The 16,318-nt window shown below is 37.7% G+C and carries 15 protein-coding genes; 2 read left to right on the forward strand and 13 right to left on the reverse strand.

Annotation, left to right across the window (positions count from 1 at the left end):
- Positions 1–84 precede the first annotated feature (84 nt).
- The 8 genes from ACIFOT_RS25385 to ACIFOT_RS25420 form a co-directional block, all read right to left on the reverse strand.
- Positions 85–1,200 (reverse strand): hypothetical protein, encoded by a 1,116-nt coding sequence (locus ACIFOT_RS25385; RefSeq protein WP_430069533.1) that lies wholly within the window; start codon positions 1,198–1,200, stop codon positions 85–87.
- A gap of 289 nt (positions 1,201–1,489) precedes the next feature.
- Positions 1,490–1,873: a DUF1259 domain-containing protein gene (locus tag ACIFOT_RS25390; protein WP_430069535.1), complete on the reverse strand. Its 384-nt coding sequence runs from the start codon at positions 1,871–1,873 to the stop codon at positions 1,490–1,492.
- 323 nt (positions 1,874–2,196) lie between these two features.
- Complete coding sequence (locus tag ACIFOT_RS25395; RefSeq protein WP_430069537.1) at positions 2,197–2,982, reverse strand: hypothetical protein; 786 nt, start codon at positions 2,980–2,982, stop codon at positions 2,197–2,199.
- A gap of 337 nt (positions 2,983–3,319) precedes the next feature.
- On the reverse strand, positions 3,320–4,153 hold the full coding sequence (phnX, locus tag ACIFOT_RS25400; RefSeq protein ID WP_430069540.1) for a phosphonoacetaldehyde hydrolase: 834 nt from the start codon (positions 4,151–4,153) through the stop codon (positions 3,320–3,322).
- Complete coding sequence (gene phnW, locus ACIFOT_RS25405; protein ID WP_430069543.1) at positions 4,150–5,244, reverse strand: 2-aminoethylphosphonate--pyruvate transaminase; 1,095 nt, start codon at positions 5,242–5,244, stop codon at positions 4,150–4,152. The genes phnX and phnW overlap by 4 nt, the downstream gene beginning before the upstream one ends.
- Before the next feature lie 21 nt (positions 5,245–5,265).
- Entirely contained in the window at positions 5,266–6,255 is a 990-nt protein-coding gene (locus ACIFOT_RS25410; protein WP_430069692.1) for an extracellular solute-binding protein, read from the reverse strand.
- Positions 6,255–7,928 (reverse strand): ABC transporter permease subunit, encoded by a 1,674-nt coding sequence (locus ACIFOT_RS25415; protein ID WP_430069546.1) that lies wholly within the window; start codon positions 7,926–7,928, stop codon positions 6,255–6,257. Before ACIFOT_RS25415 ends, ACIFOT_RS25410 begins: the two co-directional genes overlap by 1 nt.
- On the reverse strand, positions 7,921–8,673 hold the full coding sequence (locus tag ACIFOT_RS25420) for an ABC transporter ATP-binding protein (protein WP_430069549.1): 753 nt from the start codon (positions 8,671–8,673) through the stop codon (positions 7,921–7,923). The genes ACIFOT_RS25415 and ACIFOT_RS25420 overlap by 8 nt, the downstream gene beginning before the upstream one ends.
- A 247-nt stretch (positions 8,674–8,920) precedes the next feature.
- Between ACIFOT_RS25420 and ACIFOT_RS25425 the strand changes: the two genes are divergently transcribed.
- Both ACIFOT_RS25425 and ACIFOT_RS25430 read left to right on the forward strand, forming a co-directional pair.
- Complete coding sequence (locus ACIFOT_RS25425; RefSeq protein ID WP_430069552.1) at positions 8,921–9,682, forward strand: DeoR/GlpR family DNA-binding transcription regulator; 762 nt, start codon at positions 8,921–8,923, stop codon at positions 9,680–9,682.
- A gap of 894 nt (positions 9,683–10,576) precedes the next feature.
- Complete coding sequence (locus ACIFOT_RS25430; RefSeq protein ID WP_430069555.1) at positions 10,577–12,073, forward strand: MFS transporter; 1,497 nt, start codon at positions 10,577–10,579, stop codon at positions 12,071–12,073.
- Positions 12,074–12,158: 85 nt separating this feature from the next.
- Here the strand turns inward: ACIFOT_RS25430 and ACIFOT_RS25435 are convergent, their stop codons facing one another.
- The 5 genes from ACIFOT_RS25435 to ACIFOT_RS25455 form a co-directional block, all read right to left on the reverse strand.
- Positions 12,159–12,959 (reverse strand): sodium:proton antiporter, encoded by an 801-nt coding sequence (locus tag ACIFOT_RS25435; protein ID WP_430069558.1) that lies wholly within the window; start codon positions 12,957–12,959, stop codon positions 12,159–12,161.
- 74 nt (positions 12,960–13,033) lie between these two features.
- A complete protein-coding gene (bluB, locus tag ACIFOT_RS25440; RefSeq protein ID WP_430069561.1) occupies positions 13,034–13,693 on the reverse strand; it encodes a 5,6-dimethylbenzimidazole synthase in 660 nt (219 codons plus the stop codon).
- 50 nt (positions 13,694–13,743) lie between these two features.
- Positions 13,744–14,607 carry a kinase gene (locus ACIFOT_RS25445; protein ID WP_430069564.1) on the reverse strand — a complete coding sequence of 288 codons (864 nt, stop codon included), beginning with the start codon at positions 14,605–14,607 and terminating at the stop codon, positions 13,744–13,746.
- Positions 14,608–14,626: 19 nt separating this feature from the next.
- A complete protein-coding gene (cbiB, locus tag ACIFOT_RS25450) occupies positions 14,627–15,595 on the reverse strand; it encodes an adenosylcobinamide-phosphate synthase CbiB (RefSeq protein WP_430069567.1) in 969 nt (322 codons plus the stop codon).
- Positions 15,596–15,602: 7 nt separating this feature from the next.
- Complete coding sequence (locus ACIFOT_RS25455) at positions 15,603–16,301, reverse strand: adenosylcobinamide amidohydrolase (RefSeq protein WP_430069570.1); 699 nt, start codon at positions 16,299–16,301, stop codon at positions 15,603–15,605.
- Positions 16,302–16,318 lie beyond the last annotated feature (17 nt).

Below are 16,318 nucleotides of genomic sequence, written 5' to 3' on the forward strand. Positions count from 1 at the left end.
AAAATACACTTTTGTCTATAATAAATGTGATATTCCAATCCATTAATAAGAGATGAAATATATAAATCTTACAGCGGATTAAACTCAAAGCATTGCTTTATAAGTATATGATTCTTTGTATAGCTGTTCCCACTGTTCATGTAGTCTTTCGGCTGTCTGATAGTCATTGAAGTCCACTTTAGAATCTTCCTGTAATTTCTCTTTTAAATGGCGGCAGGATTCTTCCCATTCCTCTAAACTTTTTAAATCAATAAGTTTTGAAAACCTTGGTCTCATACTTTCCCAATTAGAAAACATGTTATTACACCATTCCAGCAAATATTCATGGTATTGCTTTTGTTCCTCTAAATCCAAAAATTTATCTAATTTAACCTCAATTTCCTCTTGCAAAGCTTCCGTTTCCAAAAAATCTTCATGGATTTGGTTTTGCACTTCCAATTCCAAACGTTGATCAGACTCGACTTCAATCTCTTCTTGATAAGCATTCGATTCTTTGAATAGCAGTTCCCACTGTTCATATAGCCTTTCAGCTGTCTGATAGTCATCGGAGTCCACTTTTATATCTGCCTGTAATTTCTCTTTTAAATGGAGGCAGGATTCTTCCCATTCCTCTAAGCTTTTTATATCAAAAAGTTTTGAAAATCTTGGTCTCATACTTTCCCAATTAGAGTAAATAATATTACACCAATTCAGCAATTCTTCACGGTATTGCTTTTGTTCCTCTAAATCCATCTCTTTATCTGATTCATCCTCAATCTCCTCTTGAATACCTTCTATTTCCCAAAGTTCTTCTTCTTGGATTTGCTTTTGCTCTTCCCATTCCAAACGTTTATCAGAATTGTCTTCAATCTCCACTTGAATACCTTCTATTTCCCAAAGTTCTTCTTCATGGATTTGTTTTTGCTCTTCCCATTCCAAACGTTTATCAGAATTGTCTTCAATCTCTTCTTGATTAGCTTTCGATTCTTTGAATAGCTGTTCCCACTGTTGATAAAGCCTTTCAGCTGACTGATGGTTCTCGACTTCCACTTTTAAATCTGCCAGTAATTTCTCTTTTAATTGACGGCAATATCCTTCCCATTCCTCTAAAATTATTATATCAACAAGTTTTGAAAACCTTGGCCTCATACTATTCCAGTAAGAATAAATGTTATTACACCCTTCCAGCAAATCTTCACGGTATTGATTTTGTTCTTCCATTTGCTGCATTCCCCTCACAAAGGTTAATTATTTTTTTATTATCCTGATTATAATGACCCCAAATTTATTTAATGTTAGACGATTGTCCTAGGCTTAGGTATTCATGGATATATAAAAACAATATGACGTGACTTACAAAACGGAGAGGGCTATTTCACCATTTCTAAAAAGAATTATTCTGAATAAAGTTTCATCAATTTCAAAAATAATCCAAAAAGTGTCTGATTCGTTAGCTCAATAAGAAAAAGAGCTGAAAATCAATTCATCGATCTTCAGCTCTTATCGACTTTTAGCTCATTAACGCTTTTCTAACCTTCCTTGCAAAAACTAATGGATCATCAACATCTTCAATATTAACGTAAATCAATTTCGGATCATCAAAAAGCCACTCATTGTGTATGGATGAAACTAATATTCCTTGTTTAAGAATGGAAGCAATAAAATTCTCGACTTCTATTTGCAAAAGTGCTACCCTGCCTAAGCACAATGCTCGTCCAGTCTGATTATTTCTTGATTCGAATGAGAAAGAAGAGGTTACTCTGAAACGTTTTCCTAAAATTATTGCTTTTATTTCATCTCGATTTATGGTTGCTACGCATTTTCCACCCGCAAAACCCTCTTGCCCGCCTATAATTCTTGCAAACTCTTGACAAATTAATTCATCATTAGACATTGCTATTCATCTCCCCCTAGTATTACTAGGTTATGAATAAATAAACAGTTCTGAAACGGACATGTATCTTATTTTGAAATAAAAAATTACGATTTTAAACTAACGAATATCATTTACCAAGTAGTTCTTGATTTTTTTTATTGAATGTCTTTAAGAAAGGTATTGAGTAAAAGATTTTAAAATTTGCTTCTTTTTTACAAAAAGAACAGTTGCTTTTGAAATTTTCAACTCTAACAACATGAGGAATATCAAGTCTGTTGAGAGCCTTTTTAACATGGTATTTACAAACTAACACTTTTACAATCCCCTTTCATCAAATTTCCTTAATGCAATGTAGGAAAATCAAAAAAAGTGTCATCTTCTTCAATAACTTCTACTTCACATTGTTTATTTAAGGGACATTTCACACATTGATTAAATGAGGTCATCTTTTTATATCGGCTAGGTTTTTTAATCCAATCCTTTATAAATCCAAGATAATTCAGCCCTCTAGAAATTTCTTGTTCAGTCGGATAGAAAATGTACTTTTTTCCTTCTAAAAGGCTTAGCATTTCTATTCTTTCGGGAAGAACACCAAATGCTTTATATGAAAAAACAGTGGATAAATATTGATAGAGCATGATCAAACTTTCATCACAATCGAGGAGATATTTTTTTAAAATAAAAGTATCTTTTGACCATTCTCCTACTTCAAATGTTATAGATATTGCTGATTCTAATTCCGTAATATAGGTATGTACTTTTTCGTAAAGGAATAATGGAGGGGTTACAGTCTCTTTGGATGTTAATAATCTGAGTAAATGATCGGTTATTTTTGATAAGACAATATAATATTGAATTTTATTTTCAAAGATATTTACATTAATGGTTCTCCAATTTTGTTCAATTAACTTTAATAAACCTAAATTATTTTGTTCTTTAATTGAAAGATGAAAATAATCCTTAACAATTTTATTAATGACCTTCTGAACCACTTGTCTCCAATGAATTGGGAGGTTAGGTTCATTTAAAATATATTGATTATAAAATCTGTAGGGACAACTAATAAATGATTCCAAATGATAATCAGTGAGAGTTTTTATTGAAACTTCATAACTATTTTTTAACATTGAAATACTCCCTTTATATAGGACTTTTCATCGCACTTTATTAGTTCCTGGCTGCAATTGAGAACCATTATCAATATATACTTATGTATTATAATTGAAAATGATTATCAATGTCAATGATAAAAAGAGCGACTTTCACCACTTCACTTTCTGAGGGAAAAATTAGTCTTTTAAAGCAAGAATGAAAAGAATTAGTGAAGCAGACTTAATAAATATTGAAATGGCCCAGTTTAGGAACTGGGCCATTTTTTTATATATTGTTTGGATTTGTTCCATACTTTCCGAAGACAGCAGATTCATCCACTCTGTACGCTGCTAGCTAAAATTGATATCACCCTCACGCCTTAATCGATAATGCTCTTGCATTTGGTCTTTCTCCTTCTGCAATCCGTTCATTAATCTCTTTAATTAACGCTGGCAGCTCACCCATGGACCTGATTGTAAAATCGGCCCCATTTTTCATAAAGGAAAGTTCTGTTTTAGAGATGGCCCTTTCCTTATCTGATAAAGATAGCGTATTAAACTCATCTAAACTTAATCCCATTTCAGAGCTTCCAATAATGACACCAACGGACCATACTCCAGCGTTCTTCCCTTCTTCAATATCCGAAATGGTATCGCCTACCTTTACTACCTTCCAGGATGCCGATAATTTTAATCGTTCCATATTGCGATAAATCATGTATGGATACGGTCTTCCAAGCGAATTGGTCGCATCAGGTGTAAGATAAAAATCTGGACTATAGCCATTTCTCTTCGCATTTGGAACCACTATATCCATCATTTTATCGGTATAACCTGTCGTGGACCCAATCTTTAATCCTTGTTTTCGTAATTCTTGAACGGTCTCAATGATCTCTGGAATAGGATCGGTATATTCTGCTAAGGAAGCCAAAAGGGCTGGTTCAAATTTATTATAAAAGGTTTCCACATCTTGTTCAGTAAATGCTCTTCCATATTTCTCTTCCCATAATTTTGATATTCTAGACATAGACAACATCGCCCGAATATGGTCGATTTTTAACAGTCCCATCGGAGCTCTTGCTTCCTCCATGGTCACATCAATGCCGGCATCTTTAAAAATATCAACGAATACATGAACGGGTGCAAAACATCCAAAATCAACGGTTGTACCTGCCCAATCAAAGATTACTCCTTCTATTTTGTTCATTTCGCCACCACTCCCATATATTCTTCGATAATAGTACATAACTCTTGAATGTCTTCTTCATAGATTTCGCCAATATTTCCGATTCGGAAAGTGTCTCTTTCAGTTAGCTTCCCTGGATAGATGACATATCCTTTCTCTTTCACATAGGAATAGAAGTCAGCAAAGCTGAACTGTTCATTCGGAAAAAGAAACGTTGAAATAATCGGTGATTGCTGTTCGGATGAGATATAAGTATGGAAACCTATTTTTTCAAGTCTCTCTCTTAATAGACGATTATTATTTTGATAGCGTGCAAATCTTGCGGAAATGCCGCCTTCTTCCACTAACTCATCAATCGCTTTCGAAAAGGCAGCCACAACATGTGTTGGGGATGTATAGCGCCACTTTCCATCTTTGCCCATTTCCTTCCATTGTTCATATAAATCTAATGACAAGCTGTGTGAATTTCCTTTGCAGGCTGATAGCTTATCAATCTTGGCAATAACAAATCCAAACCCTGGTACCCCTTGAATGCATTTATTGGCACTGCTGATTAAATAGTCAATTCCAAGAGCGGAAACATTGATTTCCATGCCGCCAAAACTGCTCATCGCATCAATAATTAAGGTTTTTCCATATTCCTTCGAAATTTTGGCGATCAAGTCGAGCGGATTTAGAATTCCCGTTGTGGTTTCACAATGAACCATCACTATATGGGTAATTTGTGAATCTTTATCTAAAATCTTTCGTAATTCATCTTCATTTGGGTATTGATAATAATCCACACGATATTCCAAATAATTCAGTCCAATATATTGGGCCATTTTTACAATTCTTTCACCATAGGCACCGTTCGTTACAATGAGAACCTTATCCTTAGCTGAAATAGCAGTAGTCATCACCGATTCAACAGCGAATGTGCCGCTTCCCTGCATGAGGACAGTTGTATATTCCTGTTCCGTCGCAAAGGCTAACTCAAGGAGCTTTGCTCGAATCTTTTGTGTAATTTGTTTATAATCCTGATCCCATGTACAACGGTCAAAGAGCATTTCCTCTTTAACGGTTCTGGTGGTTGTCAGTGGGCCAGGTGTTAATAGCTTGTAATGATTCATGTTCCATCTCTCCCCGCTAATCTATTTTGCTGAATTGAAAAATTGCTGATGCTTTTCTAATAAGTCGACTGTCAGAGGTTTCTCAAATTTCTTGGTGTTTGCTGGCTTATGGATATCGCTAACGGTTTCACCTTGATAAAGAGCCACTGGATAATCTGCAATCAAATCTTTTCTAGCGTTTTTAATAATCACTTCTGCCATTTTCATCGCTAGCTTCGTTGTGGAATCATCTTTTTTCACCACAGCAATCGATTCTGTAAGCGAGAAGTTCCCCTCGGTTGGATCCACATAATCAATCGGTAAACCAGACTTCTTATCTAACACGGCTTGATAACGCAACCCAAAACCAGCTGCTACTTCACCTGCTTCCACTTTTTTGATAGGACCTGAACCTGAACTTTCGAGGTGTGGACCGCAATTGACAACTAAATCATGAAGAATTTGTTTGCCCTCTTCTTCTCCATATTGGCTAATGATGGCTTGAACTAATAGCCAGCCTGTGGAAGAATCCATGATATTTGGAATGGAAACTAGGCCTTTAAATTCAGGCTTCGTTAAATCTTTAATAGAAGTTGGCATTGGTAAGCCTTTTTCTTTCATGACTTTCGTATTGACAAAAATCGCACCTGTATTCGCTAAAATGGGCGTGTAATAGGCTGGATATGTTTCTATTGCATTCGTTTTAAACGATAAATTTTTGAACATGTTGTTTTTTGCTTGGGCACTATCGATAAAGTATGAACTCATGGTAACTAAATTGGCTTCAATATGATCCCCTTCAGCCATCAGCTTTCCGCCGAGTTCAGAAGTCCCGAACGTTTGAAAAACATATTTCCCATCATAGCCAGCATTTTTTAAGGCTTTTTCCATCGCTTGAACCGCGGCATCGTCACCATTTGTATAAATTACAACTTTTTCACCAGCATTTGCTTTGTTACTACTACACGCTGCTAAAGAAAATAGCAGGGTTAAAGCTAAAAGGGCCAACAACATTTTTTTTGCATTTTTCATCATAATACTTCCTCTCTTTGACTTATTTTTTTATTCAACCATCGTATATCACGATGTTTGGATCTGTTTTTCTGAAAAAAATCACTTAGGAGCTTGATGAATAAATTGCTAAAGAATATCAGTAAAGATAAAACAAAGATTTCATTGTATTTTTGAAAATGCTGCAAATCTTTTATTTTGCTGGCGACTAATGAGGTCTCGGCTGTAACTAAAAAGATGATTCCGCTGATCGTCACCATAGAATTAATAAAATAGTAGCTTAGCATCTCCATTACGGTGGATGCCGAATTGGGGAGAATGACGTGATAAACCGTCTTGATCCAACTATCTCCCATCAATTCCCCCGTCGTTTCCCAAGCAGGGTTCATTTTGGCGAGAGCGTTTTTCGCCATTAAATATGGCGTTGTAAATAAATGAACAATATTACATAAAACGATGATGGTGAATGTTCCTTTTAAACTGCTTTCATTAAAAAACAGTAAATAAGATAAGCCTAAGACCATTCCAGGTACGGTGTTCGTAATCATCGAAAGGATATCAATCACTAATTTCGTTTGTTTTTTCATGGCGGAACGAACATTCAGAATGGCTGATCCATACGCGATGATTGTTCCAAAAAACGCAGTCAATACCGCAATCCATATTGAATTTTGATAGACCCGCGTTAAATCACTAGATTGAAAGACATCAATAAAGTGCTGAAAGGTAAATGTTAGATTATAAGGATAACTGTTTACAAATGGTGCCATAAACATCACGACAAAAACGGAAAACATGCATAATACAACGAGTGAAGAAACAATGCCCATTCCAATATCCCTGTGTTTATGCGGAATCTGCTCGATCTGGCTCATCTTGTCATAATGAAAGTTAAATTTTTCGAGATAGTTTAATAGGATAACTCCAACCATCGCCGGTATTAACATCAAAACAGCGATGACGGCTCCATGATTAAAATTAGGCAGCGCTCCTAACATGACTTGATACAGCTGAGTGGCAACTACGTTATAGGTCCCTCCCAATGAAGCCGGTATCCCGAAATCTGTAAAACTCATAATAAAGGAAAGAACAAAAGCACCGCCGATCGTTCCTACTAAAGGACGTACCGATGTATTGACAAAGCTTTTAATTGCCCGATCGCCCATTAACTTCGATACAATCGTCATTTTTTTATCTATGTACTGAAAGGAATTATTCATCAGAAGATACGAAGCGGGCAATGTATAAATCACATAGCCGATTAATAATCCGTTAATTCCATAAATCTCGAATAAAGTTCTTCCAAATAATTTTGTCAGTAAACCTTGCTGCCCAAAAGAGTACATAATCGCAAATCCATACGTGATGGTAGGAAGCAGCATAGGAACTAGAATTCCCGTTTTAATCACAGCTTTTATTGGACGATAAAGGTTTGTGCAATTGATCGTATAGGCAAGGGTGTATGACAATATCGTGGAGATAATAGCTGTAATCGTTGAGACACGAATACTGTTTAGAATCGCTTCAAATAAGTCTTTATTTGAAAATATGGACAGATAATTTACCAGACCATACCCATGACTCGTTTCAAAGGAACGCACCAATAAAACGGCCAGCGGCAGTAATAGAAAGAAAGCGAATAAGATAAATATAATGAGAATGATGGCTCGCATTTCTGGTTTTACTTTAGGCATATTTTTCACCAAATAATTTATAGATATTGTTTCTCTTGATGTGCAGCTGATTAAGGATAAATTGCTCAACAAAATCGTTATTCGGCTGACTGATGATTTCTTGCGGTGTTCCAAATTGAGAAATAGTTCCTTGATTAATAATTAGGATTTTATCGGATAAGGTCAGTGCTTCTTCCGGATCATGTGTCACGATAATTGTCGTAAGTTGATATTCCCTAGCAATCGATTTAATTCGATCCTTGATGGATTCTTTAATCACCCCATCCAATGCACTTAAAGGTTCATCTAATAATAATATTTTCGGCTTCATTACCAGCGTTCGAGCAAGAGCCACCCTCTGTTTCTGCCCCCCAGATAACTCCCCAATTCTTTTTGTTAAATGCGGATTTAATTCTAAGAAATCAATATATTCCTGTAACTCTTGTTTCGTTATCGATCCCTTCTTGTTTCTTAAACCATACACAATGTTTTCGTACGCATTTAAGTTAGGAAAGAGGGCATAATCTTGGAATACTATATTAAAGCCGCGTTTCTTCATCGGAAGTTTACTGATATCCGTTCCATCAAAGAAGATTTTTCCTTGGTCCATTTGTGTTAATCCTAGTATGATATTTAATAGTGTCGTTTTCCCGCTTCCGCTTGGACCTAGTAACGAAACGATTTCTCCAGCTTGTATGTCAAGATTTATATCCTCTAATACAACTTTCCCATTAAAGTGTTTGCCAATATTTTGTAGTTTCAGCAAACTTTCCAGCTCCTCAAGCACAAATTCAGTATAAATTTTGTTTGTAAATTTCAATATGGATTTATGTAAATCTAACGTAAATTTTGAACACTTTATATATAATTCATTAACAACTTTTGACTACATTTATAAAAGTTTATATAAAACTTTACAAAAAATCCATTGAATCTAACTACCATAATTAGTAAAATACAATTGATTCAATATAATACAATGACAAATGACAACTTTGAATGGGTGAATAGATATGCTTCCAGTTGAAAGGCAAAAAAAAATAATGGAATTATTAAAGATAAAAAAAGTCCTTAAATTATCTGAGCTTACGGAAAAACTCGATATTTCCATTGAAACTCTTCGCAGGGATCTGAACATACTGGACAAGGAGGGGAAAATTAAAAAAATCTACGGGGGAGTGAAAATAGTCGAAACCACTTTTGGTGAGTCCGAGATGTCAGAACGAATGGCAGGTCAATTAGAAGAAAAAAGAAAAATCGGACAAGTGTGCAGTGAATTCATTAATGATGGTGATTGCATTTTTATCGATAGCGGATCAACCACCTTTCAAATTGCAAACTATATTAAAACTAAGAAGAACATTACAGTGATCACGAATTCCATCCCTGTGATCAGTGAACTATTGAATAGCGATATTGAAATCATTATCATTGGCGGGAAAGTAAGGCATAGCGAGCAATCCGTTGTGGCCTATGATTATATCTTTAATTTTAGTGAATTAAATATAGTAAAAGCATTTATTTGTGCAGGCGGGATCACGATTGAAAAAGGAATTTCAGACTATAATTTAGAGGAAGCCATCACCAGAAAAAAAATCATTGAATTAGCGAAAGAAATCTATATTGCCGCAGACAGTACCAAGTTTGGAAAGGATGTTACCGTGAGTATTACACCGCTTGATAAAGTGGATTACATTATCACTGACTGCAACCTGGATAAAAGCTGGATCAATGAATTTGAAAAGACAAATACCAACTTAATCATTACAGATTAAGAAAAGCGATAGCGCCTTGGTCAGCCCCGACAAGAAACCTCGAGGGGCTAGGCGCTGGAGCTGGACAATTCTCGAAGTCAAAATTTATATTTTCATTTCAATTAAAAAAAACGGAAATTCATTTAGAGATTTTAATCTTCTAATTGAACTTCCGTTTTCTAATTTTCATAAAATTATTTCTGATGCGGAGGGTCCTGATCAATCAGAACCGGCGTTAGGACCAATGGTAGCAGAATTAAATAGTGGAGGTCGCAAATCCATCTTTCATTAATTGAAAATCTTGGAATCCACAAGGAATTAAAGTACCTATTCCTTTATTTGATTGTTATTTATTATATCGCAAAAATTTATAAACTTATATATTGTTCATTTTAAGAATATGTGTTAGCATTTAATCATAACTTAGTTTATCTTATCAACAAACTAAGTTATGAATGGTTTTGATTTTTAAACGATAAAATGTCGACGTTTTCAAATTAAAAATTACTTGTTAAAGAGGTGAAAACAGCTTTAAACGCAATATATTTACAGTTTTCATGATTTTAAGTTTGTTCAGGATATTTTAAATTTAGCATTAAACATAATGTTAGTTTATTTACGAAAACAAACTAAGTGAGCAAATGATTATTTTTTCAGAAATAAGAGATTCCTTATATGGGAATATTTTTAGTTAGGCAATGAATGCAATAATACACTTTATAAAGTATTTACCAATTTTTACGGGGTTGGCTTAAAGGGTTTCTAATTTTTTAACCATCGCTGAAAGCGGTTACCCCTAATTTTTTGTCTATAAAAAATCGAGAGGCTCATTTTTTCAAATAGACGATTTTACCAAAGTCTAAAATGTAAGCGGATAAATCGATTTGAAATTTAACTGAAAAGGAGATGTATGACATGGCTTTAAGGGAATCAACAGTTCATCAAATGAACGAAAACACACAAAACATTCAACAAAATGAATATCATAAGCTAAGCCTTTCTGAACGTATCGGTTACGGTCTTGGGGACTTTGCCCAAAACCTCGTATTTGGTACAGTCGGAGGATTTCTGGCTCTCTATCTTACTACCGTTAATGCCATTGGTACAGCAGCTGCTGGATTCATCTTCTTGTTTGTCCGTATCGTCAACGTATTTTGGGATCCGATGGTTGGTACCTTCGTCGATAGACATACGTTCAAGAACGGAAAATATCGTCCTTGGCTACTGATTGCAGGTATACCACTTGTTATCTTAGCAGCGATGCTCTTTGTTCCAATTCCAGCAATTCGTGGTTCAGTACCAATAGCCTTTATCACTTACTTCTTGCTCGACTTGGTTTATTCTGTCGTCAATATTCCTTACGGTTCGCTGAATGCTTCACTGACACGTGACCCTAAATCCGTAGATAAAATCACAACTACTCGTATGATGCTGGCTAACATTGCCAACCTCTTGGTTTACACACTGTTTCCAATGTTTGTCCAAATGGCAGCACCAAAAGACCGCTCACTAAAAGACACAGGTCTCTTTGGTCTCAAGCTCAACATGGGTACTTATACGGATGCATCTGCAAGTCACGCTTGGTTTGGGATTTACATGGTTTACATGGTACTTGGCGCTGTGGCTTTGTTCTTCTGCTACCGTCTCACAAAAGAACGCGTTGTCGCAACTGCGGAACAATCCGCAGAAGTGAAAGCTTTCGATCTGTTCCTTGAATTGAAAAACAACAAACCACTTGTTATTCTAGGTTTCTTCTTTATGCTTGCTTTCACCTTCATGTTCTTCATGAACACAGTGAATGGCTTCTTTAACCAATATACGGTCAACCACTCAGACTGGATGGGTGCAGTAGGTCTCATCGCCTCCATCCCTGGTATCGCTTTCCCAGTCTTCTGGCCAAAATTGAAGAAAATCTTTGGTAAAAAGGGATTCTTCCATTTCTTCCTTGGTATGTTTGTCGTTGGTGAAATCCTTACTTGGGTATGGTCGTTAGATGGTATGCACGATTCACTCTTCCTTGCTTATGTTTCAACCTTCATCAAACAATGGGGTCTCACTTCAGCAACTGGTTTCATGTGGGCACTCGTTCCTGAAGTTGTCTCTTATGGTGAAATGAAGTCAGGAAAACGTAACGCTGCTATCATCAACGCTATTATGGGTCTCTTCTTCAAGATTGGCTTCACACTTGGTGGTGCCGTTCCGCTCTGGTTCCTTGCTGCCTACGGCTTCAATGGAAATGCGGCAAAGCAATCAGCTAGTGCACTATCCGGTATCAATATGACAGCCATCTGGATTCCAGCAGCGCTTGCAATCGTTTCGATGATTGTTATGGCTCTTTACCCTCTTTCAGATAAAGACGTCGAAGATATCAATAAGCAACTCGATGCTTCTCGTGCCAAAGCAAAAGTTTAGATGAAGGCAATCAAAACTCGTGAACATAAATGCGAAATCATGGAAAAAGAGCTCTGACACTATAAAATTGTCAGAGCTTTTTTAGTTAATTCGTAGTATTTATTTCATGTTTTTGACTCTTAGAGTAAAAGCTTATAAAGATAAATGAAGCGACTAGGAAAAGGAAAAGAATGACTCCCACGATTTCGAAATCTAGTTCTGCCCATGGGTTAAAGAAAGTAAATGCCAGATAGAAGGAAACCCCGTATGCCAAGACGACAATTACCCAACCCATTAGTCTTGATGCAGCTTGACCGATTTTGCTGGACTGGTTCACCATTTTATAGACAATCAACGAATCAATTGTATCTGTAATCATCATGCCAAACATAAAAACTAGCCCTAAAATTAAAGGGGTATATTCACCAGCATTTCCTGCCGCCAAAGACCAGACGGCGGTTTGACTTACTGTCTCGGCAGCCAAGGCAAACAAAGCCCCTACTAAAATAATAAGAAAAGGATTTGTAGTCCCCTTCGCAATTTTTGGAATAAACTTTCCCTTTAGGCCGCTCATTTGAAACTCTTCGTGATTGTTTCTGGTGCGTAACAGATTATACGTATTTAACGTTCCAATAAGGAATAAAGAAATAATCGACACCCATGATGCAATATTATTAAAATAAGCTGGGAATGAAAAATTCCCTATCACCATTCCTAAAACACCTGCTGTTATTGCTACCATTCCTCCGTGACCAAATGAAAATAATGTCCCCACCCAGCGTGCAAACGAACTGCCCATTCTCCAATTATAACGGGTTTGCCCATCAATAAAGGCAAGATGATCAGCATCCAACCCATGCCGAAGCCCCAATACAAAAACAAGTAAAAACAGTGATACAGTTTCCATTTAAAAATTCCTCCCCTTATATAAACAGTTGCAACATAAAAATTCAATCTCTTGGGATGATGATTACAGACACCCTAGATTCGATCGATTTTTTCCTGTTTTCCCCATTCCTCATAAAATATTAGATTCCGAAGAGTTCTTCTTTTCTCCCAATTCGATTGCTCTAGAATGGGGGCGGTTGGATATTCATTGGTGAATCCAATCGAAATTAAGGCGACTGGATCAATATGAGGCGGAATCTGCAGGATATCCCTGACATCATTTTTCTTATAAAAACTTACCCAGCCCATCGCTAATCCCTCTGCATATGTCGTAAGCCACATGTTTTGGATCGCACAGGCTACTGAAAGAATATCCGTTTCCGGGATCGAGTTTCTTCCCAATACATGAGAGCCCCCACGTGTGGAATCACAGGTGACACAAATGGTTAACGGTGCCTGTTTGATGCCCTCAACTTTCAGTTCTAAAAATTTTGTTTTTCGTTCATCCTCATAGTGGATGGCCAATGCTTTTCGTTCCTTTTCTGCCGCCCAGGCCAACCGTTCTTTTATTTCGTCTGAAGAAACGATTATAAAATTCCAGGGCTGCATAAACCCTACGGATGGCGCATGATGGGCCGCTTGAAGAACACGTTGAATCACCTCAGGACTTACCGGATCCGGGAGAAAAGTGCGGACATCTCTCCTTTTATAAATGACATCGTAAATCACTTCTCGTTCCTCTTGATTAAACAAGTTAACCCCCCCTTTTGAAATCAAACTTTGTGAATCTTTCAAATCATTATCTATTCCTTGCTTTCATAATGAAATAAATTTATAGGAACACCCTTGTAAGCGAGTGAAATTTCCCTTATTAAGTTTGAAACCACCAATTCACTGTTTGGAAGATTTCCATCTAGTAAAATACCCGCGACCGTTCCACTGTGGGCGACAACGATTCCGCCCTGATAGCGATGGGCCAACTGATCTAATAGTGGAAAAACAGGCTTTGGCAATATTTTTTGATTCACCCGTGCACTGAGAGTTGCTGCCTCCGCAATATAAGTTATATTTTTTTCCTTAAACCCTTTTGTAACCAGATCAAAAGCTTTAATAAATTGCTGTTGATCGTCCTGGCTGTACTCTTTCGGAACTTCATTAAATTCTATTGTGCTGATCATACCCCCAAGGTCGATACCAACGAGAATGAATGGGGGTAAGGCCCCAAAGCTTGCTATCAGCTGACCGTGAATATATTCATAGACCACGACTTCCTCATACATTACCCCATCCGTAGGTTCCACTTTTGCGGCAATTACCGAGATCATTTCATTTGTGAGCGGAATACTATAGCTGTCAGCAATTGCTCTTAATGAAGCAACAATATCCGCCGAACTGCTGGCCATCCCCTTGCCGGCAGGGATATTGGAATGTATTTCGAGATACCCGCCTCCTCTTATCCCAAAAAGTTGGAGTAACGATTCCCCCGCTTTCTTCGCTTTCATTTTGGAATTTACGCCCCTTATCCGGGAAACGGCTGTGTCCGGAACAAATCTAGCCTCACTTCGTAAACTCCGGATGGGCAAAGTGATTAAAAACGGGCGCTCTTCCATGATTCCTTGGACCAATTCTCCAAATGTGCCATTGCAGCTTCCTTTTCCTAGTTTCATTGTTCAGACTCCTATCACCCTACTTCATGCCCAGCTCCACTACTATCGAAAGGACCATAAATAACACAACACAGATAATGGAGGTTGTTTTCATGACTGTTACTGAAAGTAAAATATCATCTGCTTTGATTTTCCTTAATGGTTCACCCATCTTTGCCCGTTCAGAGACTTTACCGAAATAATAATTCGTTCCTCCAAGTTGTACCTGAAGCGCTCCTGCAATTGTCGCCTCTGGGTAACCGCTATTTGGACTCGGATGAAGTCTGGCATCTCGTTTCATCATTTTCCAAGCGCCTTGTACATCGAGACGTTTAATCGAACAAGCAAGCAGCATCATTCCAACCGTTAACCGGGCAGGCAAATAGTTTACTAGATCATCTAGTCGGGCCGAGGCCCATCCTAAGTTTTGATATTTCTCATTCTTATATCCAACCATCGAATCTAACGTATTAACCGCTCGGTAAAGCATTGCAAGCGGGGCACCCCCGATAAGGGCAAAGCATAACGGTGATATAATGGCATCGACAATGTTTTCGGCTACGGTCTCCACAGCCCCCCGCGAAATTTCACTTTCCTCTAGGTTTTCCGTATCTCTTCCGACAATCATTCCCAGACTTTTTCTTGCAGCCCTTAATTCCTGATTTTTCAAGTGCCGGAATACTTCCAACCCTGCATCAGCCAATCCTTTTGTCGCGATGGTCGTTGAAATTAACCAGATTTCCGCTATGACAGCAAGAACGTGATTCAGCTGATTGAGGCCGTAAAGCAGCACAGTAACGATTACATAGCTGCCGCCAGCAATCAGAATAGGAAATAAGAGTCCTGCCAGTTTCATATACCTTTCCTTTACGGTGAAAGAACGAATTGCTTTTTCCAAAAGACTAATAGACTTCCCGATGATGACCACCGGATGTGGCAGCTTATGGGGGTCACCGATGATTCGATCAATAAGATAAGCAATAACAATATAAATGGCATGAACTAACATCGAATTCTCAGCCCTCCTGATTCCTTACTGCTTCACATGTGGCCTCATAAACAAGGCAGCCAATCGTATTCCCAATCGTGGTGGCGGTACCGGCAAAAAGATGAGTTGGAAGATAGTCTGCTTGACTGGCAGCCAAGACAACCGAATCAGTGGTCGTTCCAGTCGCAAACTCTCCAGAATCCACTTTTATATGTAAATCTTGCATCGCTGCAGCCTTTGCCTCCGTTGCGGTGATAATCCCGTTAATCATCGCAGCCTCTGTCAGTCGGCCATCAATAAACAAAAAGGTGTTAATCGTTCCGCATTGGTACGCTGAATAGGTCTTCCGCTTTCTTCCGGCCCTTTCTCGATTTCCTACACCTGCGGTGACACAGCAGACAATCCGAAACTCATCACCATATTCCTCTTGGATGGAGGCACAATGAATTTTAGCCGCTGTTTGTAAGCCTGCGGTCTCCTCCAACGGGTATTCCCATTCAATGATTTTTTGTTTCATTAGTAGAATGGGGTCATTGGAGGCATAGTCCAATGGGACCTGCCAATTGACAAAATGGCTGACCTGCTGGAAGCCCCCGCCATGAACGGCACTACTGAAAGCAGCCAATCTCCGTGGGAGCTGAAATAAGAGATGGTCCTCTTTTTTCACCATCGTTATGTCCGGCCATATTCTAGATGTATACTGATTCTGATTGCGAAATGGCTGCACCTTTTTCTCCTCGCTCT

The organism is Neobacillus sp. NRS-1170, assembly GCF_050468025.1.

Excerpts from the sequence above, each read along its gene's own strand:
- ACIFOT_RS25385 (WP_430069533.1), bottom strand. The coding sequence starts at position 1,200 with ATGGAAGAACAAAATCAATACCGTGAAGATTTGCTGGAAGGGTGTAAT.
- ACIFOT_RS25390 (WP_430069535.1), bottom strand. The coding sequence starts at position 1,873 with ATGTCTAATGATGAATTAATTTGTCAAGAGTTTGCAAGAATTATAGGC.
- ACIFOT_RS25395 (WP_430069537.1), bottom strand. The coding sequence starts at position 2,982 with ATGTTAAAAAATAGTTATGAAGTTTCAATAAAAACTCTCACTGATTAT.
- phnX (WP_430069540.1), bottom strand. The coding sequence starts at position 4,153 with ATGAACAAAATAGAAGGAGTAATCTTTGATTGGGCAGGTACAACCGTT.
- phnW (WP_430069543.1), bottom strand. The coding sequence starts at position 5,244 with ATGAATCATTACAAGCTATTAACACCTGGCCCACTGACAACCACCAGA.
- ACIFOT_RS25410 (WP_430069692.1), bottom strand. The coding sequence starts at position 6,255 with ATGAAAAATGCAAAAAAAATGTTGTTGGCCCTTTTAGCTTTAACCCTG.
- ACIFOT_RS25415 (WP_430069546.1), bottom strand. The coding sequence starts at position 7,928 with ATGCCTAAAGTAAAACCAGAAATGCGAGCCATCATTCTCATTATATTT.
- ACIFOT_RS25425 (WP_430069552.1), top strand. The coding sequence starts at position 8,921 with ATGCTTCCAGTTGAAAGGCAAAAAAAAATAATGGAATTATTAAAGATA.
- ACIFOT_RS25430 (WP_430069555.1), top strand. The coding sequence starts at position 10,577 with ATGGCTTTAAGGGAATCAACAGTTCATCAAATGAACGAAAACACACAA.
- ACIFOT_RS25435 (WP_430069558.1), bottom strand. The coding sequence starts at position 12,959 with ATGGAAACTGTATCACTGTTTTTACTTGTTTTTGTATTGGGGCTTCGG.
- ACIFOT_RS25445 (WP_430069564.1), bottom strand. The coding sequence starts at position 14,607 with ATGAAACTAGGAAAAGGAAGCTGCAATGGCACATTTGGAGAATTGGTC.
- cbiB (WP_430069567.1), bottom strand. The coding sequence starts at position 15,595 with ATGTTAGTTCATGCCATTTATATTGTTATTGCTTATCTTATTGATCGA.